Here is a 21205-nt window from a genome sequence, read left to right on the forward strand (position 1 = left end):
TTGGCAAAATATAATAAAGATGACATTATCCAGCGTTCAAGAGAAATCGCAAGAATGATTGCGGAAACAGAAGAAGTTGACTTCTTCAAGCGTGCAGAAGCACAAATCCATGAGAATGAAAAAGTGAAAACACTCATTTCTTCTATTAAAGGTCTACAAAAACAGGCAGTTAACTTCCAACACTATGGAAAAACAGAAGCATTGAAGAAGACTGAAGCAAAAATTGCTTCTTTAGAACAACAACTTGATGAAATTCCGGTGGTCCAGGAATTCAAGCAGTCGCAAATCGATGTAAATGAATTGCTTCAGCTAGTGGCCACAACGATTTCAAATACCGTTACAGATGAAGTAGTCGAATCAACTGGAGGAGATATACTTCGCGGTGAAACTGGAGCAGCTCTGAAAAACGAAGAAAGCTGCCATACACACAACCATTAATTATCGATCAGTAAATGGTACCTGAATATTCAGGTGCCATTTTTTTATCGCGGCCATCGAATCTTGATTTTAATTAGCCTTCGCAAGTAGCTCCCCCGTGCGTGCCACTTTAAAGCAATCAAATCCCAATCAACTTTCATCAATCGGGAACATTCAGGGCATATGGGCATACAATGAACTATGCCTAAGTTTTTACCAGCGGTTCTAAAATTAATCGCACACTAGTCTAATATCACGCATAGGATGAATTGAAAAAGATTGAGGAGGTTTCGCTCGCAATGGGAGATTACAGAGAGATTATTACGAAAGCCGTCGTAGCGAAGGGACGCAAATTCACGCAGTCCAATCATACGATCAACCCAGCGCATAATCCGAGCAGCATTCTGGGCGCTTGGGTCATAAACCATAAGTATAAGGCAAAAAAGGTAGGGAAAGTGGTTGAAGTAAACGGGTCTTACGAAGCCAACATCTGGTACTCCTTTGATGATAATACAAAAACTGAAGTAGTGACGGAGAAAGTAACTTACTGCGATGTCATCAAGCTGAAGTACCGTGACCCTGACTGCATGGATGATCATGATGTCCTTGTAGAGGTCCTGCAGCAGCCTAACTGCATTGAAGCAGTCATTTCGCCTAATGGCAACAAAATCATCGTTCACGTCGAGAGGGAATTCCTTGTAGAAGTCATCGGTGAAACCAAGGTATGTGTTGTCACTCATCCGGGCGGATGCGATTGCGATGATGACGAGTGGGGTCATGGCATCGATGATGACGAATTCGAAGACTTGAACCCAGACTTTCTCCTGGGAGAGGAAGAATAACATCGAACTAGGAAGCTTTCACTTCCTAGTTTTTTTTTTTGGAAAATGAACAAAGAGAAGGCATCGGTTTGCAACTCCAGCACCTTTGGTTCCAGTGCCTTATGCTTTATTTTGAAAAGGAGTTACAGAAAAAAATTAGGTTTCTCGATACTTTTGCAGATTTCACATTCATTTAATTCTACCCATGAGTAAAAACTGCTTCTGCAAGAATTACATTCATTTTTATTAACATGATAGACAACTACACGTGTCTTGTGGATATTATGAACAATCTGAATTCCGCTGTGCTGGCATATATCCATGCAAAGATTGCACCCTGAACAATTTTTATCATCGATTGTTAGTGTACCGTCCTCCAGTGTGAAAATCTTTGTAGGGCAGATGTTAAAACAGGCCTCACATAATGTGCATTTCTCCTCATGTATCCTTACTTCGTGAAACGACCAATCATTATATAGGCTAGAAGCCTTAAAGCTGTCCTCATTGAATCGCCATTTTACTGGCGTTACTGAAGACAGTACAGTCTTTTTGCCATCCATCGAGAGTTTCGTAAAAAAGCCACGCCTTGATAGCTTCGGTTGAGCCTCTTCTTTAAGTGATATGGTCTTGATGATCAACAGTGGATCAAGTTCCAGTACCTTCAAAACTTCATTGGCTTTCCCTATACGTTTTTCTAGCTCCTCATCAGCAGCTGCTTTTTGGATAAAGCGGACTCCTTTTTTATGAAAATAAAGCAATTCCATGAAGCTAGGAAGCGGAGAATCATCTTGTAATAAAAGGTAGTCCTTGATGACCTTCCTTGCTGGCGACTGTCCTTTTATTGCCTGCTGCGGACATACTGTGATGCAAACACCGCAGAGGGTACAAGCCTTTTCATCTATTTTTAGTGTTCCTTCTTTTATATTTATTGCCCCTTGTGGACATTCATCCATACAAGCTGTACAGGTACTCAATGGACTTTTCTTTTTTGAACAGGCTTCTGATATTTCCAGTTCATAGCTCAAGCTTTCGAGCCAATTGGTTAGCAGCGACATATAGGTCACCTCAAGAGTGATAATTCATTTACTTCCATTCTACGACTAAAGTTCTTAAAAAGCGGCGAGTTTGCTGGATTTACAAACATATTTAAAGGAATGTTCACATTTCCAGTATTGCTGTAAGCGTTGTAAAGCCTTTATTTAAGTGTCTTTTAATAGTTTTCTATAATCTGGACTGAAAAATAAACAATAAAATTAGGTGAAATCCTTCACATACGCTACGGGGAATATCCACAGAATGTATATTGTTTCACAAACTTGATTGCCATATAGTGAAGTTGTAATCGAAAGGTGGTGAATCCCGGTGATTGGATTAGATAGAAAAACAGAATGTGCAAATGTTTTTATAGTCCTTGCAGATTTATTTAAACAACCAACTACAGAGATCTGGGATGAGATTCAGCAGCAGGATCTACTGAAGAAGCTGGAAGAATCGGTCAACGAACTTTTTAGTATCGACTTTTTCATAGAGGAAGTCCTGCCTGAGAACTATGAAGAATTTAGGGAATTATACATATCCTCTATTGGCAGCACGCAAAAGAAGGCTGCACTTCCAATTGAATCTTTGTATAAACAGTGGACTATGGATGAAACGTGCACTCTACCCTTTGCCAGGGACAAAGGGTATATATTGGGAGATTCGGCGTTACATATCAATTACCTGTTAGAAAAGCTAAAGATCGAAATACCTAATGAATTACAGGGTATGCCGGACCATCTAGCAATCCTGTTAGAGTTGTTGGCTTTTTTCATTGAGCATGCTCCCGATCATTCCACTGCTGAATTTTTGGATGATCATTTCGATTGGCTCGATGAATTCGAATCTCAGCTTTCGGAAGTAACGGTTCTGCCATTTTATCAGAGACTGACGAGGGCATTGATCGAAATATTGGAGGCACAACGAAATAGTTACCTGTAAGGCTTCAAATTTTAAAGGTGGTGATGCTTTTAGTGAAAGACATCCTGTTAAAAAGAGCTGCAATAACAGATTCCATTAAAGAGACCGGGTACTCTGCAAAAGAGTTAATGAGTTTTATAGACAGCAGTAATGGAAGAAAGCATCAATCACAAAAATGGCTGGCATAAACGGTCAAGTCAAAAATCACTAAATGTATTATCGGTCTTGAGTAAAAGGAGGGCTAGAGAAAATGGTGGATACAAAACTATCACGTCGAGGATTCATTAAAGCCTCTGCAGCAACTGCTGCGTTGGCATCTGCGGGAACAGTAGGCTTTAATGAATGGTCCAATCAATATGTAAAAGCAGGAGCAAATGCAGAAATAAAGGAAATACCTAGTACATGCAATGCATGTTCAAGCAAATGCGGGATGATCGGCCATGTCAAAAACGGGCGCTTATGGAAGTTGACGGGGCACCCTGATCACCCTTATTCAAAAGGGAAGTTATGTGCCAGGGGGCATGGGTACGCTACAGTTGTTTATTCCCAGGATAGGCTGACACAGCCTTTAAAGCGTGTTGGTGAAAAGAAATTCGAGCCGATAACATGGGAACAAGCTTACAAGGAAATTGCTGAAAAATTGAACAAGATTATCAAAGATCATGGTCCACAGTCAGTAGCACTGACGGAGGATCCACGTGCTTCAGGGAAATTCTATTCTCCTAGATTCATCAATGCTCTTGGTTCTGCGAACTATTATACGCACCATGTTGTTTGTTCAAATTCCAGGGATGCGGGTTTCCTTCATACAGTAGGTGTTACGGCCACGAGTGCAGATATCAGTAATGCCAAATACATTATGTTCATAGGCAGAAGCTATGGAGACGGAATTAGGCCAAGCTCGGTACAAGCATTGGCATCTGCGAAAGACAACGGAGCCAAAATTGTCATTGTCGATCCACGATTGAATAACACAGGCAATCTTGCGACAGAGTGGCTGGCAATCCGACCAGGCACTGACTTGGCTCTTGTACTGGCTATGTCACATGTGTTGATTAAAGAAAATCTTCACGATATGGAATTCATTAAGAACTACACAATTGGATTTGACGAATATGCAAAAGAACTGAAAAAATATACACCAGAATGGGCAGAAAAAATCACCGGTCTCCCTGCTGATGCAATCACACGGATTGCCATGGATATGGGTAAAGCCAAACCGAAGGCGTTGATTGAGCAATCCTGGAGAGGTGCATTCGGATGCAACTATGAAAATAGTACGGAAACCGGCCGTGCCGTTGCAATGTTTAATGCTTTACTTGGCAACTACCAGCAAAAAGGCGGAAGTATATTCGGGGGGAAACCTTCACTAGGCAAGCTCGATAAAGCTAAATATCCGAGTCCTAAGGAACCTGAACTTCCAAAGGCTGGCTCAAAGGAATTCCCGATTGCTTATCCAAGTAATGGGGTTGCAACAATCGTCGCAAAAGAAGCATTGGAAGGCAAAATGAAGGCGGCCATTTACTACCATTCTAATGCAGCGCTAGGTTATGGAAATCCGAAAGTAATGAAGGAAGCTCTTTCTAAAATGGATCTCGTTGTGGCCATCGATGTACAAATGTCTGAAACGGCACAACTGGCACATTATGTCCTTCCGGAAGTAACTTATATTGAACGTGATGAGGTAATTGAAGGTTTATCAGGGAAAATACCAGGCATCGCGCTCCGTCAACAAATGGTTGACAAGGTTCATCCGCAGACAAAACCAATACATGAAATCTATACGGAATTAGCTGAAGTCTGCGGTGTAGGACAATATTTCAACTTCTCCCTTGATGAATTGAACGAAGCGATGCTTGCGCCTACAGGTATTACTTATAAACAGCTAAGGGAAAAAGGAACCATCATGTTCCCTAATGAAGAAATCACCTTAGGTAAGATGAAAGAACTGAAAACGCCTTCTGGAAAGGTCGAGTTTTACAGTGAAACATATAAAGAAGCAGGCTTTAAACCGATCGTTGAATGGATTGAGCCAAAGGTAAGCCCGGCAGACGATTCTTTCCGTCTGATCACTGGTAAACAGGCAATCCACAGCCATACGCAAACTGCGAATATACCAATCTTAATGCAGATTACAAAAGATTATGATTTAGAGAGAATCTGGATCAACCCTATTCGTGCCAAAGCGCTGGGAATCAAGGATGGAGATATGGTTGAACTGAAATCAAGTGAAGCCACAAGCAAAATTCGAGTGAAGCTGACAGAAAGAATCCACCCAGAAGCGATTTTTGTGCCAAGCCATTATGGAATCACTTCAAAGGATTTAAAGACAGGACAGGGCATAGGATTTGGCTATATGGAACACGTACCATTCGATTTTGAAAAATGGAGCGGCGCAGGAAATATCCACGAAGTAATCGTGAAGGTTAGGAAGGTGAATGGCTGATGGCACGCTATGGAATGGTAATAGACACACGAAAATGCGTCGGCTGTTATGCTTGCCGGGTAAGCTGCCAGATGCAGAACGAGCTTCCGGTAGAAGAGTCATTTATTAAGTTTTATGAAAAAGAAACGGGTGTATTCCCAAACGTGAAGAATGAAATCATCCCGGTACAATGCCAGCACTGTGAGGATGCCCCATGTGTGAGTGTCTGCCCGACAAAGGCTACCTACACGACAAAAGAAGGCATCGTGCTAGTTGACGCTGATAAGTGTATCGGCTGCAAATATTGTATGGTCGCTTGCCATTATGGAGCAAGAACGCAGGATCATAAAACCGGGGTAGTTGAAAAATGCCGCTTCTGTGCCGAACTTGTGGCAGAGGGCAAACAGCCAGCCTGTGTCAGCACATGCATCAGCAATGCCCGTATTTTCGGTGACCTCGATGATCCAAACAGTGAAGTTTCAAAAGCAATTGTTAAATTGAATGCCCAGCCTTTAAGGCCGGACTTAGGCAAGGCAAAAATTTACTACGTGAGGTGATTATAATGGTTTGGGGAACAATTATCGCTGCCTATCTATTCCTAGCTGGACTTAGTGCCGGTGCGTTTTTAACATCTTCGTATGCAGCAAGGAAATATCCTGATGCCAAAACAATCAGGATTGTCGGAAGGTTAATCAGCCCGATTCTTATGGGGATAGGACTATTGCTTCTTATCGTCGATGCAGAAGCAGGTCTTAAGGATCCTTTGCGGTTCATCTATCTGTTTACAAATTTCAGTTCTGTCATGACAATCGGTACTTATTTCATTAGCTTTTTCATGATGGCTGCAGCTTATATCGCCCTGATGGAATTGCTGAAAAAAGATACGAACCAAATTGTTGAGTACGTCGGCATCGTATTTGCTGTCGCTACAGCCATTTACACAGGCTTCTTGATCGGTGTCATTGGTGCTGTGCCACTATGGAATACAGCAATTTTGCCAATCCTGTTCGTTGTGTCGGCATTCTCAACGGGGATTGCTGGTACAATGCTCGTGTCAGCAATCGTGGATAAAAAGGTGATCCATCATGTGACGTCTATCAAAAAAATTCACTTTACATTGCTGATTTCCGAAGTATTCCTGATTTTCACAATGTTCTTGATCACTTCATCGACCAATGAATCTGCTGCACAATCTGTTGCCATGCTTATCTCCGGTGAGTATAGCCCTTTATTCTGGGTTGGTCTGATTGTTATCGGATTGATGGTTCCAATTGGAATTGAGGCTCTCGAATTATGGAATTCGCGAAAACTTCACCAGAGCCAGGCGGGACTGGAAGTAGCAGCTTCCGGATCTCACGGAATTACAGCTACCTTGATCACTGAAAGTGCCGTACTTGCAGGTGGATTCATCCTTCGTTATCTGCTGCTAGCAGCAGCAGTACCGGTAATATTTTTATAAAAGGCTCTTTTCACAAACTTTGTTGCTTTTGAATACAACATAGGATTTCAAGACCTATTTTTTCGTAAAGTTGACTCTTTTTATGAGAAAAGAGCATGCAAACTTAGTACCGACCTGTAAAATGGTTTTTTATTACGTTAAAATCGGCTTTAGGATTTTAACAACAATCTTTACGAAAACAGCGTTATAATAAATGCAAGCAGACCTGGACAAAACACGTCCAGGTCTTTTATGTATCAATTGAACTCTTTTGCTTTCTCTTTATAAAAAAATTTATGATTTGAAGCGCTATATTACTGACCATCAAAATCAGGATGGGCATAAAAAAGTATGGACTTGCCTGGTTGACCCAGGTAAGCTCAAAAAAGTAATCGACAAAAGAAAATAAAACGAAAATAAGTACAATAAGGCGAGTTATGCTTTCCAGTTTAATTAACATACCAACCTATCCTTTCAATAATTAATCTATAAATTCTCTAAAATATGGAAAATTCCTTCTAAGAATATATTAGGAAAGATGATTTTTGTTTGTTGAACGAGGAGAGGATAATTAAGTTAATTTTGCCTGCTGCTGTTTTAGGGATTATGGCTGAATATCTGCCGTTGCATGAAGGGTTATCAGTAGTTAAGGGTAATCATGGATATTGTGGACAATCAGGAAACATATTCGAAAAGAGTAAGTTAACCAAAAAGAAGGGATATCAGACGAGAACACAGAATAATATTTCCAACGTTTATGTAAAAGAGGGATGTTGATGGAGGTGCAATTTACGGTACCGTGGTGTTCTTCTCAGGAAGTGGATGATACCTTTCCACTTCCTGATGATTATAAGTATTGGAGACCTTTAGTCGCACATTTTCTTGAAGAAACTGATACAGTAGAAATCCATTGTTGGAATGAAGAACAGGAGGTAATCCTAGAAATTCAAACTATACTTAAAAGTTCTGTCCATGTCAGCGAACACATGACTGTTTTTAAAATCACCAATGATAAAAGCGCGCAAGATATACTTTTGAACAAATATGAAAAGAACCATAGGTTTAAGTGGTTCACCGTGAATCTTATTCAACAGAGTGAAGTCATTTTCCATTCCGGCCACTGGGCTACGGAATTTGCAGTCACTGCCAAGAATTCGGAAGAGGCTTCATGGATTCAGTCAGTCACCCCAACGAACACGGATTTTCTCTTTTATTAACGCTCTTTTCTCAAACTTTGTTGCTATTGACTACGACTAAAGAGGTGTATAAGTGATTACTTTTGGAGAAATGGAATCAGGAATTAGCTATACCCTGCGGCCGGGTGTCTATGGAATCATTTTTAATGAACAGAAGAATTTGATTGCCCTGATTGAGACGGATGATGGAAAGTACTTTCTTCCAGGTGGTGGGTTGGAAGAAAATGAAAGTCATGAGGAGTGTCTAGTTCGGGAAGGTATAGAAGAAATGGGGAATCTGCTAGAAATTGGAGAATGGATTGGAAAAGCACAGCGCTATTTTTATTCTAAGAAGGATTCGGAATATTATCTCGGTGAAGGTCATTTTTATTTTGCGGAAATAGCGGGAGAGGCGGGGGAACCTGTGGAAGATGATCATCAACTTAGATGGGTTGAAACTGGTGCAGCAGTGAACATATTATTTCATGAACATCAGACCTGGGCCCTTCAAAAGGCTTTGGCTTTGATTGAAAAAAACGAGGAAATATAAGTGAAATATCCCTGCCTTGCTTGATGAAAAAAGTCACCTTGGTACAAGTCTGTAATCAGCTTTGTTGGGAAATTCAAATGAACCAAATTACCTCTTCCCTTTCTCACCTGCTTAATGGTAATGTTAGCTTAATTACATCCTCATTATTTATTTGTTTGACAATAGGGATAAATGGGAAAATATTTCTTAGAACAGTAAAAAAGTAATGAGGGCGATTATGATTAACAACTTTGAGTATCGGATCTTTTACGAGGAACTAAGAAGACTTCATAAAGAATACCAGCGGTGTGAAAGTGCCACCTTAAAACAATCAATTTCAAAGGACATTGAACTTATAGAGGACGCGCTGGAAACAATCTGAATAATAAATTAAGCAGGAGATTTTTTAATGAATAAACAATTAACCGATCCAGAATTCCTTTCATTTTGTGAAAACGCTATGCCAATTGAAGTGGTAGAAAAGTTCACTGATAATAACATCCGCGGACTTGAGAATATTGCACTTAGGTCAATTTCAACCCGAAGCAAACTACCGTCCAATGTCGTCAATCTTTTGGTTGCCTATTTTTACAGCCACTATGGTAAACAGGTATATAATCGTAATGACCTTGCACGTTTATATGATTACTGGGCATCGAAGGATGTCCGGACAATGACTCAGGCAATTGAAATGACCAATGAAGATATTGAGGAAGTTCTTAAAACGTTGAAATGATGTTATTACTTTTGGACAGGCTGAGCTCAGCCTGTTTTTTTTGAAGCAAAAACAATTGTATTATTGAATAGTAAAATAAATTAATAGAAAGCAGGTGTAATTTTGCTTGAAGATGCTCAGATTAAACTTGCTGTAAAAGATGAAGGCACAAAGGTCATTGAGATGCTTAAAAAAGTCGCACAGTGGATGCGGGAACAGAAGATCAATCAGTGGCAATATCTATTGAATGGAGGGGATGATGAGGAAATTCTGGAAGCGATTAAGCAAAACGAAACATTCATTATCCTGAATGATGAAGAAATAATCGCAACGTTCACCCTCTCGACAATCCAAAGTGATTGGGACAGACATATTTTTGGTGGAGATACTGAAGAAGATTCAGTGTATTTACATAGGCTCGCAGTATCACCAGAACATATAGGCAAAGGTCTTGGAAAAGAGCTGTTAAATTGGATAGAGAAGAATTTTTCAACGGACAAAACATATCTCAAATTAGACTGTGTAGCAGACAACAGCAAATTGAATCAGTTTTATTTAGCCAACGGATTTCACTATCTCGGTGAAACAGACCATCACAGTAAATACGAAAAAAAGTTTTTTTCTTAACTCTGATCCTTATTGGGTCTTTTTTTATGGAGACATAAAAAGCCCGAGATTTCACTTAATGTTAATAAACATAGGGAAGTATCCGCTGAAATAGAGGTTAAAATGGAGTTGCGACGAAGAGATGTTTAGCGAGGGATCAATTATGTTGATGCAAACAGAATTTTTGGAGGAAATAGTCGACCATCTGCCTGAGGGTATGATTGTTATGGATAAAAATCGTACGATTCATTATCTTAATGAAAAAGCGGTTGACATGACCGGATGGAAACTCGGAGAGAAAGTACCTTACTGTACTTATTGCCAGGAAAGAGAGCTGGAAGAGAATGAAAATCGCTGTATCTTGACTGCTGATAATCCATTACCTTTTTTTAACTCCCATCTGGCTGTATATGAGGGACTAGAAGAATTTGAGATGTCTTTAAAAAAAATGACTATATCGGAAGAGGTATATTATGTTTTAAGGATACGGCCTCCAGTCCAGAATGAAAATAGTGAGCGGGCACGATTCCATGAGCTGCTTGTACAAGAAACGCTGCTCGCTCAGGAGGCAGAGCGAAAAAGGATTGCCATGGAACTGCATGACCATATTGGACAAAGTGTCTATAGCATATTTCTTGGCCTCGAGGTTATTAAACAGAACATTAGCGAAGATAAGTATCAAAATCATGTCACCAACATGGTTAATGTCATGGGCAAAACTCTGGAAGATATTAAACGCCTGACAAAAAGCCTTAGGCCTGAGATCGTTTATGACATAGGATTGGAGAAATCACTTCGGCAAGCAGTAAAGGACTGGAGAAAGCTATACCAGATAGAAATTTTTTTGGAGATGGAGCTCGATAACGAACAAAAACTGGATCGGGAAAAAGAACTCCATCTATTCAGGGTCATCCAGGAAAGCATTACAAATTCTGTTAGACACGGCAAAGCAAGCTATTTCTCCATTCATTTAAAGACATACTATCAATATATCTTTTTTAAGTTATATGATAATGGCAATGGCTTTAATGGAGGAGGATGTAAAACGAAAGGGCTCGGTTTGAAGCATATGTACGAGCGCTGCAAAATGCTTGATGGGGACATTAAGTGGATCAGCAAGGAAGGCGGGCCTACACGGGTGGAAGGGTTTGTTTCTTTAACAAAAGCGGAAGGGGAGAGGAAAGATGAACCTAATGATTATCGATGATCATGAAATCGTCCGTGATGGGCTGAGCATGCTTTTGCAGCAATCCTTTTGCATTGATGGGAGGATTTGTGCCTGCGATGGCTATGAAGCTGTTAAAGCTGCGGTTGACTTCCCTGCCGACCTTGTACTTCTGGACCTTTCGATGCCAGGCGGCCTGGATGGAATGACGACATTGGAAAGGCTTCGGAAACTCCTCCCAGACGCAAAAATAGTCATTTTCTCAATGCATGATGATATCGGCTATCAAAAGAAGGCTTATGAAGCGGGAGCTGACGGCTATCTAATCAAGCAGCTGAAGCGCGACGATCTTATCCAATCTCTGGATAAAATTTTAGCGAACCAAAAGGTGTTCGATACACATATATGGGAGGATGATACAGAGGGTGACCAATTCAATCTGGTTGACCTTCCGATCACGAAGCGCGAAAAGGAAGTATTCATCCTTACGGTCAAGGGATATTCCCAGAAAGACATAGCTGAAAGGCTTGATATATCAGTCAAAACAGTGGAAAACCATCGCCAGAAAATTGGGGAGAAGCTAGGGACACACAAGCGATATGAATGGGTAGAAACAGCACGGAAATATAATGTATTTCACCCTTAGAAGCAGGACATACTGATGTCTTGCTTTTTTGTTGGTCATATATTTAAAGTGTTTAAATCTATTAGAATGATTAGAGAATTTTGCGAAATTGTCAGTGGAAGCCGTTATATCCCAGAATTCAGCTTTAATCCTGGTTGCATTCAGCTTACTATTTTTCACAATCGGTCTGAAAAAAATGAAATATGATTGATGTATACCAGTCCATATTTGGAATGGTAATTCTTTTTATGGGGATTCTATCGAAAATTGTATTTTGTCGAGTTATAATAGATATTTAGAGTAAGAGTCGAAAATGATTATTGGATTGACACAAAAAGAATAAATAAAGTTACTCGGGTAAAAGCGGGTCACCTGACATTACCCGAAATTGATAAAATCATAATGGGAGAGGCAGAATCTCTGCACAACCCTAACAATAAAGCTAAGTGAATTTTGGAGGATAATATGGCTGCATATACCCCTATGATCAAGCAATACCTGCAAGTGAAGGCAGATTACCAGGATGCCTTTTTATTTTTTCGTTTGGGAGATTTTTATGAAATGTTCTTCGAGGATGCTTTAAAGGCTTCCCAGGAACTTGAGATTACACTGACAAGCAGAGAGGGCGGAGGAGAGGAACGGATTCCGATGTGCGGTGTTCCTTACCATTCCGCTCCAAACTATATTGAACAACTGATTAACAAAGGCTACAAAGTCGCTATATGTGAACAAACAGAAGACCCGAAGACTGCTAAAGGGGTCGTTAAGCGGGAAGTTGTCCAGCTGATCACTCCGGGAACAGTAATGGAAGGTCGAGGTCTTTTAGAAAAAGAAAATAATTTTATCGCTACCGTTTCAGTATTTCCTGGAGACACATATGGGTTTGCCTGCAGTGACCTGTCGACCGGGGAAAGCAGGGCGACATTAGTTAATGGCAGTGTCGAAGAGCTTATTAACGAACTATCGATTTCTGGAGCAAAGGAAGTTGTCATCGAAAGCACGCTTTCGCCGGAAATCCAGAAAAAGCTGAAAGAGCGTTCTATCCTGGCGCTTTCAATTGAGGATAACACCAATCTCAATGAAAGCTTTTCAGAACTTTTTGCTGATCTGGAAAATGAACAATTAAAAAACACAGTATGCAGGTTATTCAATTACTTGTACCGAACCCAGAAGCGCAGCCTGGACCACTTACAAAAAGTATCAGTTTACAAAGTCCAGCAGTATATGAAAATAGATTATTTTTCCAAGCGGAATCTTGAACTGACAGAGACAATCCGTTCAACAGCGAAAAAGGGAACGCTTTTATGGCTGCTTGATGAAACGATGACCGCAATGGGCGGCAGGATGCTGAAGCAGTGGATCAACAGGCCGTTGATTGACCAAGCTGAGATCAGCCGCCGTCAGGAATTGGTGCAGCTTTTTGTCGGACAGTTTTTCGAACGCCAGGAATTGCGGGAAAAGTTGAGAGAGGTATATGATCTTGAACGATTGGCTGGAAGAGTTGCTTTTGGAAATTTGAATCCAAGAGACTTGATGCAGCTAAAGAGATCTTTATTACAGGTACCTTCACTAAAGCATATTTTGGAGAGTCTTTCCCATGAGGAAGCTGCCCGTATGGCAGACAGACTTGACCCTTGCGAGGAGGCGGCGGATCTGCTGGAACAGGCAATCGTTGATAATCCCCCGCTTTCGGTCAAAGAGGGGAACATCATCCGTGATGGCTACAATCATCAGCTTGACCAGTATCGCGATGCCAGCCGGAACGGCAAGACTTGGATTGCCATGCTTGAACGGGACGAGCGTGAGAAAACAGGCATAAGATCCTTGAAGGTCGGCTATAATCGTGTGTTTGGCTACTATATTGAAGTAACAAAAGCGAACCTCCATCTTTTGCAGGAAGGCCAGTATGAACGAAAGCAGACGTTATCAAATGCCGAACGCTTCATCACACCTGAACTGAAAGAAAAGGAAGACTTGATTCTTGCTGCGGAGGAAAAAAGTGTCGAGCTTGAATACCAGCTTTTTACCGGAATCCGCGAGACGATCAAAGAATATATTCCAAGATTGCAGGGACTTGCCAGGGCTCTTAGTGAACTCGATGTACTCCTTGGGTTTGCAGAGCTTAGTGAACAGCGACAGTATGTAAAGCCGATGTTCTCAGCTGAGAGGAAAATCGTCCTGAAGGATGGGCGCCATCCAGTTGTCGAAAAAGTAATGGATGCCCAGGAATATGTGCCTAACGATTGCTATATGGACAATGAACGCGAAGTCCTGCTGATTACTGGACCGAATATGTCTGGTAAAAGCACATATATGCGCCAGGTTGCCTTGACAGCGATCATGGCTCAAATTGGCTGTTTTGTCCCGGCGACCGAAGCGGTATTGCCGATATTTGACCAGGTTTTCACAAGGATTGGTGCTGCAGACGATCTAGTTTCAGGACAAAGTACCTTCATGGTCGAGATGCTTGAGGCAAAGAACGCAATTACCAATGCTACAAAGGATAGCTTGATTCTTTTTGATGAAATTGGCCGGGGCACATCCACTTATGATGGTATGGCACTCGCCCAGGCAATGATTGAATATATCCATGATAAAATAAGTGCAAAGACGCTGTTTTCGACGCACTATCATGAAATGACTACACTTGAGAATGAACTGCAAAAATTAAAGAATGTACATGTCAGCGCAGTTGAGCAGAACGGCAAAGTGGTTTTCCTTCATAAAATCAGGGAGGGCGCAGCGGATAAGAGTTACGGTATTCATGTTGCACAGCTTGCTGAATTGCCTGCTGACCTGATAGAACGTGCTGCGGAAATCCTGCACATACTTGAACAAACAGACACACCGGCTTCACTTGGGTCTCAGAGTCAGGTTAGCTTAGACTCTGTCCGGGAAACATTGCAGCACGAGCAAGACAAACAAAGCATGATTCAAGCAGCAGAAACAGCAGCCGCGTCTCAGTTATCATTCTTTGATGAAGAGCCTGAACAGAAGAAAACTAGTGGTGGAAGCAAAAAGGAGAAGCAGGTACTTGACCAATTAAACGGACTTGAAATCCTGGATATGACTCCTTTGCAGGCCATGAATATTCTTTATGAACTGCAAAAGAAGCTGCGTAAGTAAGATTCTATAAATCCTAAATGGGTCAGGAGCTGGGAAAAGGGTCTATAGAAAGATTCTATAAGCCTGAAGTGTAAGTAGATCGAGAAAAAGGGGCCATAGAAAGATTCTATAAGCCCAAAATGAAAGAAGATCGAGAAAAAGGTCTCATAGAAAAATTCTATAAGCCCGAAATGAAAGAAAATCGAGAAAAAGGTCTCATAGAAAGATTCTATAAGCCCGTAATGTAAGAAGATCGAGAAAAAGGGCACATAGAAAGATTCTATAAGCCTGAAGTGTAAGTAGATCGAGAAAAAGGGCCCATAGAAAGATTCTATAAACCCAAAATGAAAGAAGATCGAGAAAAAGGTCTCATAGAAAAATTCTATAAGCCTTAAATGAAGAAAGATCGAGAAAAAGGGCACATAGAAAGATTCTATAAGCCCAAAATGAAAGAAGATCGAGAAAAAGGTCTCATAGAAAAATTCTATAAGCAAGTAATGAAAGAAGATCGAGAAAAAGGGCTCATAGATAGAATTACATTGCAAAAATCCAACATTACTTGCGTATAAACAAAAGCTGGAGGTGACGGAATGGCGAAAATTATACAATTAGACGATGCATTGTCAAATAAGATTGCTGCCGGTGAGGTAGTAGAACGGCCGGCATCTGTTGTTAAGGAATTGCTGGAGAACGCGATTGATGCTAACAGTACCGTGATTGAAATTGATCTTGAAGAGGCTGGTCTTGCCCGGATCAGGATCATAGACAATGGAGACGGGATTGAGGAAGATGACGTTCTCGTCGCCTTCCAGCGACATGCTACGAGCAAAATCAAGAATGAAAACGACTTGTTCCGAATCAGGACTCTCGGGTTCAGGGGAGAGGCGCTGCCGAGTATCGCATCCGTTTCGAGGCTTGAAATGAAAACATCAACAGGGATCGAAGGCAATAAAGTGGTCATCGAAGGCGGCAAGGTCGAGTCGGTCGAGAAAGCCGACAGCCGTAAAGGAACGGATATCATTATCTCAGACCTGTTTTTTAATACTCCGGCACGCCTTAAATATATGAAGACCATTCATACCGAACTTGGCAATATTACAGATGTTGTAAACCGCCTGACGCTGGCAAATCCAGATATTTCCTTCAGACTTGTCCATAATGGCCGCCAGCTTTTAAAGACGACAGGAAATGGAGACGTCCGCCAGGTACTGGCTGCCATTTACGGTATTAATATGGTTAAATCAATGATTCCTATTACTGGTGAATCTTTGGATTATAGAATAAGCGGCTATATATCGATGCCAGAAATCACAAGAGCATCGCGAAACTATATCTCGACCATGATTAATGGCCGTTTTATCAAAAATTATGCGCTTGTTAAAGCGATACAAGAAGGCTATCATACATTACTCCCTATCGGCAGATATCCGGTTGTTCTTTTGAATATTGAAATGGATCCGCTCTTGATTGATGTGAACGTCCATCCATCCAAGATGGAGGTTCGGTTGAGCAAGGAGCAGGAGTTGAATGAGTTAGTCTCAAGTGTCATAAAGAATGCTTTTAAGACGAAGGAATTGATTCCGGCTGGAATGGTTACTCAGAAGCTGGAGAAGCCGAAGTCAGAGCAAACCTTCATGGAGCTGGATCATTTGCGTGAAGCAGAAGAAAAAGATTCTACTGTGCAATCGACTTTTGAACGCAGGCCATTTGTGGAGGAGAAGGCTGTTGAGCTAAGTAAGAGCTATAAAGCTGCTGAACCATCCCATATTTCACAGCAGGGAGCTCCTGACTGGAGGAATGCCTTTGTAGCTCAAGAAAACACGACCTTCGAGGCCACTGCACCTGTCGCTGATGAGGAACTCGTTCATGATGAACAAGAAATCCTCGAGCCAGGCATTTCTCCTGAAGCCCAGGAACCGGCAGAAGTTCAGGCTTCACGAGTCCCTCCCCTTTATCCTATTGGGCAGATGCACGGAACCTACATTCTCGCTCAGAATGAGCGGGGTTTGTATATAATTGACCAGCATGCCGCTCAGGAGAGAATCAAATATGAGTACTTCAGGGACAAGGTAGGCGAGGTGGCGACTGAGCTGCAGGAAATGCTTGTGCCAATCACTCTTGAGTATTCAGCGGATGAGTGCATTAAAATAAATGAACATCAGCATGAGCTCGAAAAAGTAGGAGTCTTTCTTGAGCCATTTGGCTACAACAGTTTCATCGTTCGATCACATCCTCAGTGGTTCCCTCGCGGAGAGGAAAAAGATTTGATTGAAGACATGATTGAACAACTCTTGTTGATGAAGAAAGTAAATCTTAAAAAGCTTCGGGAAGAAGCAGCCATCATGATGAGCTGCAAGGCCTCAATCAAGGCTAATCACCACCTGCGAAACGACGAGATTCAGGCATTGCTCGATGAATTGCGGCGTTCATCCGACCCGTTCACATGCCCGCATGGCCGGCCAATCATCGTTCATTATTCCACTTATGAAATGGAGAAAATGTTTAAGCGGGTAATGTGATTAGTAGAACGCAAATGTCTTGTTCAGCTTCGCCAAGCATCTAGAGTAGCTAGGTGCTGGAGCTAGACAATTCTTGAAGTGAAGAGTTATACTCTCTTATTCAACGAGAAGCAACAGTGTTCCCAATGGGGCACTGTTTTTTAATGAAAAAATTACTACAGTTGGATAAAAATTCTTTTATTTTAAATTAAAATAGTGTAAAATTACACTAATAGGAAATTTATTTAACATCAAATAATCTATTCATTAAATGGGTTATTAGCTCTTATAATATTCAAAGGGGGCGATATATTGTTCGTATTCTCAATATTATTTTTCATACTACCTGTAGTTGTATTGATTTTTATAGTAGCTTTTGCAGTGAAAAATAAAGAGCAAGGGGGAGAGAAAGTGGTCAGACATTTATATACTTATCTAGTATTGTTTGCTACATTGATGATGGTCATTGGCGGAGGGGGTTCGATCTTCATGGCGACAGCTGATCTTGTCAGCCCAACAGGTTATTATCAAAGCTTTACAGAATATAAGCAGATGACGTTAAATGGAAAAATTGAAGGTTCCGAGACAGACATGACTGAGGAAGAACTTCGAAGCAATTATGACATGTATGTTACAGAAGAAAAGGAAAGGCAAAAAGATAGAGCGGTTAATCAAATTATTAAGAGCCTGGGATTTGTAGTCATACCACTGCCCGTTTTCCTTTACTTTAACAGGTTAAGGAAACAGTATAAAGAGTAAGGTCTGACAGATAATGTTACCCAATCAACTTACAGATTCTAAAGCTAAAAAAGAAAGATTGCCAATAAACTGGCAATCTTTCTTTTGGTCTTATCTTACAGCAGGCTGAAGTTTATGGATATACTGCAATGCTTTACCAGTACCGATCGCTACGGATTCCAAAGGATTTGGAGCGATGTGTACAGGTACAACCATCTCACTGCCGAGCCAATCCTGAATTCCGTTCAGCAGCGCGCCGCCACCGGAAAGGATTACACCTCGGTCAACAATATCACCGCTTAGTTCGGCAGGGCAATCCTCAAGAGTGGCACGGATTGCCTCCATGATATGAAGAAGAGATTCCTTGATTGCATCCCTTATTTCATAAGAATTGAGTGTAACAGTCTTTGGAAGGCCTGTTACAAGGTCACGGCCACGAATATCCAGTTCCATCATTTCATGGTCAACTAGCGCGTACCCAATCTCCATCTTGATTTTTTCAGCCGTTCTTTCACCGATTAACACATTGTACTCTTTGCGGACATATTGAATAATGTCCTCGTCCAATCTGTCGCCGGCAATTCGAATCGAATGGCAAGCAACGACACCGCCGTATGAAATGATCGCGACTTCAGTTGTGCCGCCGCCAATATCAACGACAACGTTTGCTACCGGCTCATCAACAGGCAATCCGGCGCCAATTGCTGCAGCGACTGGTTCCTCGATCAGATGTACCTTTTTTGCGCCTGCATTCCTTACTGCATCCTGGATCGCACGTCGTTCAACACTTGTTGAACCTGAAGGTGTGCAGACAACTACGTCTGGCTTACGGAGCGAGAAACCGCCCTTTTTGGCTGCTTTTTTCATGATTTGTTTCAGCATTTCGGTTGTCACATCGAAATCAGCAATGACACCATCTTTCAAAGGGCGGATAGCGACGATTTTTCCAGGTGTCTTCCCGATCATTTCCTTCGCTTCCTTACCAACAGCAAGGACATTTTTTGTTTCAGTATCAATCGCGACGACGGAAGGCTCGTTCAATGCGACTCCTTTATTTTTACTATATACAAGAGTGTTAGCTGTTCCTAAATCAATTCCTATTTCTGTAGTTGATAACATAGTGTGTTCACCCAGTTCCCTAAAAATTATTAACCATCATAGACTTCTATTAAACTATCATGAATGTGGGGGTGAAATCTTGTTTGTTACCGAATCGTTATCTAACTGTAAAAGTTGAGGAAAATTTTTTCAAAAGATGATATAAGAGAATAATACTTGTAAAATTCGGGTATAATGCATAGATGTTCAACTGCTTTCTATTTAATGGTAAAATAAATGTATGATGTCAGAGCAAAATTGCTGACACGCTCTATGAAAAGGCAGTGTGAAATTTTTTGGAACAAAAACAGAAATTGATTGTGTTAATTGGGCCGACCGCAGTTGGCAAAACAAAGCTAAGCATTGATCTTGCGAAAAAATTCAATGGTGAAATCATCAGTGGCGACTCGATGCAAATTTACAAAGGGATGGATATTGGAACCGCAAAAATCACCCGGGAAGAAATGGAGGGAGTCCCCCACCATTTAATAGATATCAAAGAGCCTGATGAAAGCTTTTCAACCGCAGAATTCCAGGAACTAGTCCGCAAGAAAATTAGTGAAATAAGTTCCCGAGGAAAGATGCCAATGATTGTCGGCGGTACAGGATTGTATATCCAGTCGGTGATTTTTGATTATCATTTCACTGAAGCTCCTTCTGACCCAGTCTTCAGACGCAGCCTGGAGGAAGAAGCAGAGACAAAAGGGCAGGAATTTGTACATGGAAAATTGAAAGAGGTTGATCCTGAAAGTGCTGCAAGAATTCACCCTAACAATGTTCGCCGTGTCATCAGGGCGCTGGAAATCATCCATTGTACGGGCAAAACTGCCGGAGAACTGCAGGAGAACCAATCTCCTGAACTTTTGTATGATACAGCACTAATCGGCCTGACAATGGATAGAGAGATGCTATACAACCGGATCAATTTCCGTGTCGACCTAATGATGGAGCAAGGTCTCCTTGATGAGGTTAAGTACTTTTACGAAAAGGGCTTAAAAGACTGCCAGTCCATCCAGGCAATCGGGTACAAAGAGCTTTATGACTACTTTGATGGCAAGGTTCCACTGGAGGAAGCAATCGAGAATTTAAAGCAAAATTCCCGTCGATATGCAAAAAGGCAGCTAACATGGTTTCGAAACAAGATGATTGTGGAATGGTTTGATATGTCAGAGTCTAAAGACGCTGAAAAAAAATTCGCCGAAATTTCCAAGTTCATTGAAGGAAAGCTCGAGATAAAAGCGAATACATAATAATAGAGATAAAAGAGGAGGATCCGCCCATGAAACAAGTGAACATTCAGGACCAGTATTTAAACCAATGTCGTAAGGACAATATTAATGTTACCGTCTTTTTACTGAACGGTTTTCAGTTAAGAGGCCAGATTAAAGGTTTCGACAACTTTACCGTGCTTTTTGAATCTGATGGAAAACAGCAGCTTGTCTATAAGCATGCGATCTCAACATTCGCGCCGCAAAAGAATGTCCAGATCGATTATGAGGGACAGGCTTAATTAAATAATGACGAAGGAAACCCGCCTGGTGCGGGTTTTTTCTTTTTTATAAGGCTCTGTTCTCAGTCTTTTTCGCTATTACGAAACAGCCTTTATGAAAAAATTCTTATTACAACATGCTGTGGAGTTGAAATGCACCCTTATGAAGGCGACTCGAGCGACATAAGGGTATGTTTCTGGTATAAATGTGCCCTTATTAATCTGATGCCAGCCAGTTAAAGATGCTGTTCACAGCTTTTAAACGATAATTGTTTAATTTAAAAATGAATTTCCACTTCCTTGAATACATATAAATATAGAAGTTTATTTCTTGGGAAAGCGCATATTGTGACAAAAAGAGAGAATACCGCTGGTGTTTGTCGAACAATTCGAGTCCTTTGCATT

21 protein-coding genes are annotated in these 21205 nt (G+C 41.2%); 19 read left to right on the forward strand and 2 right to left on the reverse strand.

What is annotated here, in order from left to right; genetic code table 11:
- Together J7E32_RS00720 and J7E32_RS00725 are read left to right on the forward strand one after the other, a co-directional pair.
- Positions 1-438 (forward strand): YlbF/YmcA family competence regulator, encoded by a 438-nt coding sequence (locus tag J7E32_RS00720; RefSeq protein WP_214902175.1) that lies wholly within the window; start codon positions 1-3, stop codon positions 436-438.
- Positions 439-716: 278 nt separating this feature from the next.
- Entirely contained in the window at positions 717-1259 is a 543-nt protein-coding gene (locus J7E32_RS00725; protein WP_041966656.1) for an outer spore coat protein CotE, read from the forward strand.
- A 122-nt stretch (positions 1260-1381) separates the two neighbouring features.
- Here J7E32_RS00725 and J7E32_RS00730 read toward each other — a convergent pair whose 3' ends face one another.
- Positions 1382-2293: a 4Fe-4S dicluster domain-containing protein gene (locus J7E32_RS00730; RefSeq protein WP_286182539.1), complete on the reverse strand. Its 912-nt coding sequence runs from the start codon at positions 2291-2293 to the stop codon at positions 1382-1384.
- Positions 2294-2600: 307 nt separating this feature from the next.
- Here J7E32_RS00730 and J7E32_RS00735 point away from each other — a divergent pair, with 307 nt between their 5' ends.
- The 15 genes from J7E32_RS00735 to J7E32_RS00805 all read left to right on the forward strand — a co-directional run bounded on the left by J7E32_RS00735 (position 2601) and on the right by J7E32_RS00805 (position 18234).
- The gene (locus J7E32_RS00735) at positions 2601-3215 is read left to right on the forward strand and encodes a TorD/DmsD family molecular chaperone (RefSeq protein ID WP_214902177.1); all 615 of its coding nucleotides are present in this window, start codon (positions 2601-2603) and stop codon (positions 3213-3215) included.
- 229 nt (positions 3216-3444) lie between these two features.
- The gene (locus tag J7E32_RS00740) at positions 3445-5640 is read left to right on the forward strand and encodes a molybdopterin-containing oxidoreductase family protein (protein ID WP_214902179.1); all 2196 of its coding nucleotides are present in this window, start codon (positions 3445-3447) and stop codon (positions 5638-5640) included.
- Positions 5640-6176, forward strand: a complete 537-nt coding sequence (locus J7E32_RS00745) for a 4Fe-4S dicluster domain-containing protein (protein ID WP_214902182.1) — start codon at positions 5640-5642, stop codon at positions 6174-6176. Before J7E32_RS00740 ends, J7E32_RS00745 begins: the two co-directional genes overlap by 1 nt.
- A 5-nt stretch (positions 6177-6181) precedes the next feature.
- Positions 6182-7078, forward strand: a complete 897-nt coding sequence (nrfD, locus tag J7E32_RS00750) for an NrfD/PsrC family molybdoenzyme membrane anchor subunit (RefSeq protein WP_214902185.1) — start codon at positions 6182-6184, stop codon at positions 7076-7078.
- A gap of 755 nt (positions 7079-7833) precedes the next feature.
- Entirely contained in the window at positions 7834-8274 is a 441-nt protein-coding gene (locus tag J7E32_RS00755; RefSeq protein WP_214902188.1) for a hypothetical protein, read from the forward strand.
- 52 nt (positions 8275-8326) lie between these two features.
- A complete protein-coding gene (locus J7E32_RS00760) occupies positions 8327-8782 on the forward strand; it encodes an NUDIX hydrolase (RefSeq protein WP_214902191.1) in 456 nt (151 codons plus the stop codon).
- Positions 8783-8999: 217 nt separating this feature from the next.
- On the forward strand, positions 9000-9143 hold the full coding sequence (locus J7E32_RS00765) for a hypothetical protein (RefSeq protein ID WP_214902193.1): 144 nt from the start codon (positions 9000-9002) through the stop codon (positions 9141-9143).
- 27 nt (positions 9144-9170) lie between these two features.
- Positions 9171-9497 carry a hypothetical protein gene (locus J7E32_RS00770; RefSeq protein ID WP_214902196.1) on the forward strand — a complete coding sequence of 109 codons (327 nt, stop codon included), beginning with the start codon at positions 9171-9173 and terminating at the stop codon, positions 9495-9497.
- 102 nt (positions 9498-9599) lie between these two features.
- Positions 9600-10103: a GNAT family N-acetyltransferase gene (locus J7E32_RS00775; RefSeq protein WP_286182541.1), complete on the forward strand. Its 504-nt coding sequence runs from the start codon at positions 9600-9602 to the stop codon at positions 10101-10103.
- A gap of 142 nt (positions 10104-10245) precedes the next feature.
- Positions 10246-11289 (forward strand): sensor histidine kinase, encoded by a 1044-nt coding sequence (locus J7E32_RS00780; RefSeq protein WP_214902199.1) that lies wholly within the window; start codon positions 10246-10248, stop codon positions 11287-11289.
- Complete coding sequence (locus J7E32_RS00785; RefSeq protein WP_214902202.1) at positions 11267-11893, forward strand: response regulator transcription factor; 627 nt, start codon at positions 11267-11269, stop codon at positions 11891-11893. Before J7E32_RS00780 ends, J7E32_RS00785 begins: the two co-directional genes overlap by 23 nt.
- 444 nt (positions 11894-12337) lie before the next feature.
- Positions 12338-14998, forward strand: coding sequence for a DNA mismatch repair protein MutS (gene mutS / locus J7E32_RS00790; RefSeq protein WP_214902205.1), 2661 nt, complete (start codon positions 12338-12340; stop codon positions 14996-14998).
- Positions 14999-15372: 374 nt separating this feature from the next.
- Positions 15373-15546, forward strand: a complete 174-nt coding sequence (locus J7E32_RS00795; RefSeq protein WP_214902208.1) for a hypothetical protein — start codon at positions 15373-15375, stop codon at positions 15544-15546.
- Between the two features lie 21 nt (positions 15547-15567).
- Entirely contained in the window at positions 15568-17496 is a 1929-nt protein-coding gene (gene mutL / locus J7E32_RS00800) for a DNA mismatch repair endonuclease MutL (RefSeq protein WP_214902211.1), read from the forward strand.
- A 291-nt stretch (positions 17497-17787) separates the two neighbouring features.
- The gene (locus J7E32_RS00805; protein WP_214902214.1) at positions 17788-18234 is read left to right on the forward strand and encodes a hypothetical protein; all 447 of its coding nucleotides are present in this window, start codon (positions 17788-17790) and stop codon (positions 18232-18234) included.
- Between the two features lie 90 nt (positions 18235-18324).
- Here J7E32_RS00805 and mreBH read toward each other — a convergent pair whose 3' ends face one another.
- On the reverse strand, positions 18325-19332 hold the full coding sequence (gene mreBH / locus J7E32_RS00810) for a rod-share determining protein MreBH (protein ID WP_214902215.1): 1008 nt from the start codon (positions 19330-19332) through the stop codon (positions 18325-18327).
- 275 nt (positions 19333-19607) lie between these two features.
- Here mreBH and miaA point away from each other — a divergent pair, with 275 nt between their 5' ends.
- Together miaA and hfq are read left to right on the forward strand one after the other, a co-directional pair.
- Positions 19608-20561 (forward strand): tRNA (adenosine(37)-N6)-dimethylallyltransferase MiaA, encoded by a 954-nt coding sequence (gene miaA, locus J7E32_RS00815; protein WP_214902217.1) that lies wholly within the window; start codon positions 19608-19610, stop codon positions 20559-20561.
- Positions 20562-20590: 29 nt separating this feature from the next.
- Positions 20591-20821 carry an RNA chaperone Hfq gene (gene hfq, locus J7E32_RS00820; protein WP_214902219.1) on the forward strand — a complete coding sequence of 77 codons (231 nt, stop codon included), beginning with the start codon at positions 20591-20593 and terminating at the stop codon, positions 20819-20821.
- The last annotated feature ends 384 nt before the right edge of the window (positions 20822-21205 follow it).

The organism is Bacillus sp. ISL-55, assembly GCF_018613155.1.
Lineage (GTDB): Bacteria > Bacillota > Bacilli > Bacillales > Cytobacillaceae > Mesobacillus.

What these genes read in the sequence shown, in the direction of transcription:
- J7E32_RS00795 (WP_214902208.1), top strand. Translation starts at nt 15,373, where the DNA reads ATGAAGAAAGATCGAGAAAAAGGGCACATAGAAAGATTCTATAAGCCC.
- hfq (WP_214902219.1), top strand. Translation starts at nt 20,591, where the DNA reads ATGAAACAAGTGAACATTCAGGACCAGTATTTAAACCAATGTCGTAAG.
- J7E32_RS00770 (WP_214902196.1), top strand. Translation starts at nt 9,171, where the DNA reads ATGAATAAACAATTAACCGATCCAGAATTCCTTTCATTTTGTGAAAAC.
- J7E32_RS00730 (WP_286182539.1), bottom strand. Translation starts at nt 2,293, where the DNA reads ATGTCGCTGCTAACCAATTGGCTCGAAAGCTTGAGCTATGAACTGGAA.
- J7E32_RS00740 (WP_214902179.1), top strand. Translation starts at nt 3,445, where the DNA reads ATGGTGGATACAAAACTATCACGTCGAGGATTCATTAAAGCCTCTGCA.
- J7E32_RS00780 (WP_214902199.1), top strand. Translation starts at nt 10,246, where the DNA reads ATGTTGATGCAAACAGAATTTTTGGAGGAAATAGTCGACCATCTGCCT.
- mutS (WP_214902205.1), top strand. Translation starts at nt 12,338, where the DNA reads ATGGCTGCATATACCCCTATGATCAAGCAATACCTGCAAGTGAAGGCA.
- J7E32_RS00765 (WP_214902193.1), top strand. Translation starts at nt 9,000, where the DNA reads ATGATTAACAACTTTGAGTATCGGATCTTTTACGAGGAACTAAGAAGA.
- J7E32_RS00755 (WP_214902188.1), top strand. Translation starts at nt 7,834, where the DNA reads ATGGAGGTGCAATTTACGGTACCGTGGTGTTCTTCTCAGGAAGTGGAT.
- mreBH (WP_214902215.1), bottom strand. Translation starts at nt 19,332, where the DNA reads ATGTTATCAACTACAGAAATAGGAATTGATTTAGGAACAGCTAACACT.
- nrfD (WP_214902185.1), top strand. Translation starts at nt 6,182, where the DNA reads ATGGTTTGGGGAACAATTATCGCTGCCTATCTATTCCTAGCTGGACTT.
- J7E32_RS00725 (WP_041966656.1), top strand. Translation starts at nt 717, where the DNA reads ATGGGAGATTACAGAGAGATTATTACGAAAGCCGTCGTAGCGAAGGGA.
- J7E32_RS00785 (WP_214902202.1), top strand. Translation starts at nt 11,267, where the DNA reads ATGAACCTAATGATTATCGATGATCATGAAATCGTCCGTGATGGGCTG.
- mutL (WP_214902211.1), top strand. Translation starts at nt 15,568, where the DNA reads ATGGCGAAAATTATACAATTAGACGATGCATTGTCAAATAAGATTGCT.
- J7E32_RS00745 (WP_214902182.1), top strand. Translation starts at nt 5,640, where the DNA reads ATGGCACGCTATGGAATGGTAATAGACACACGAAAATGCGTCGGCTGT.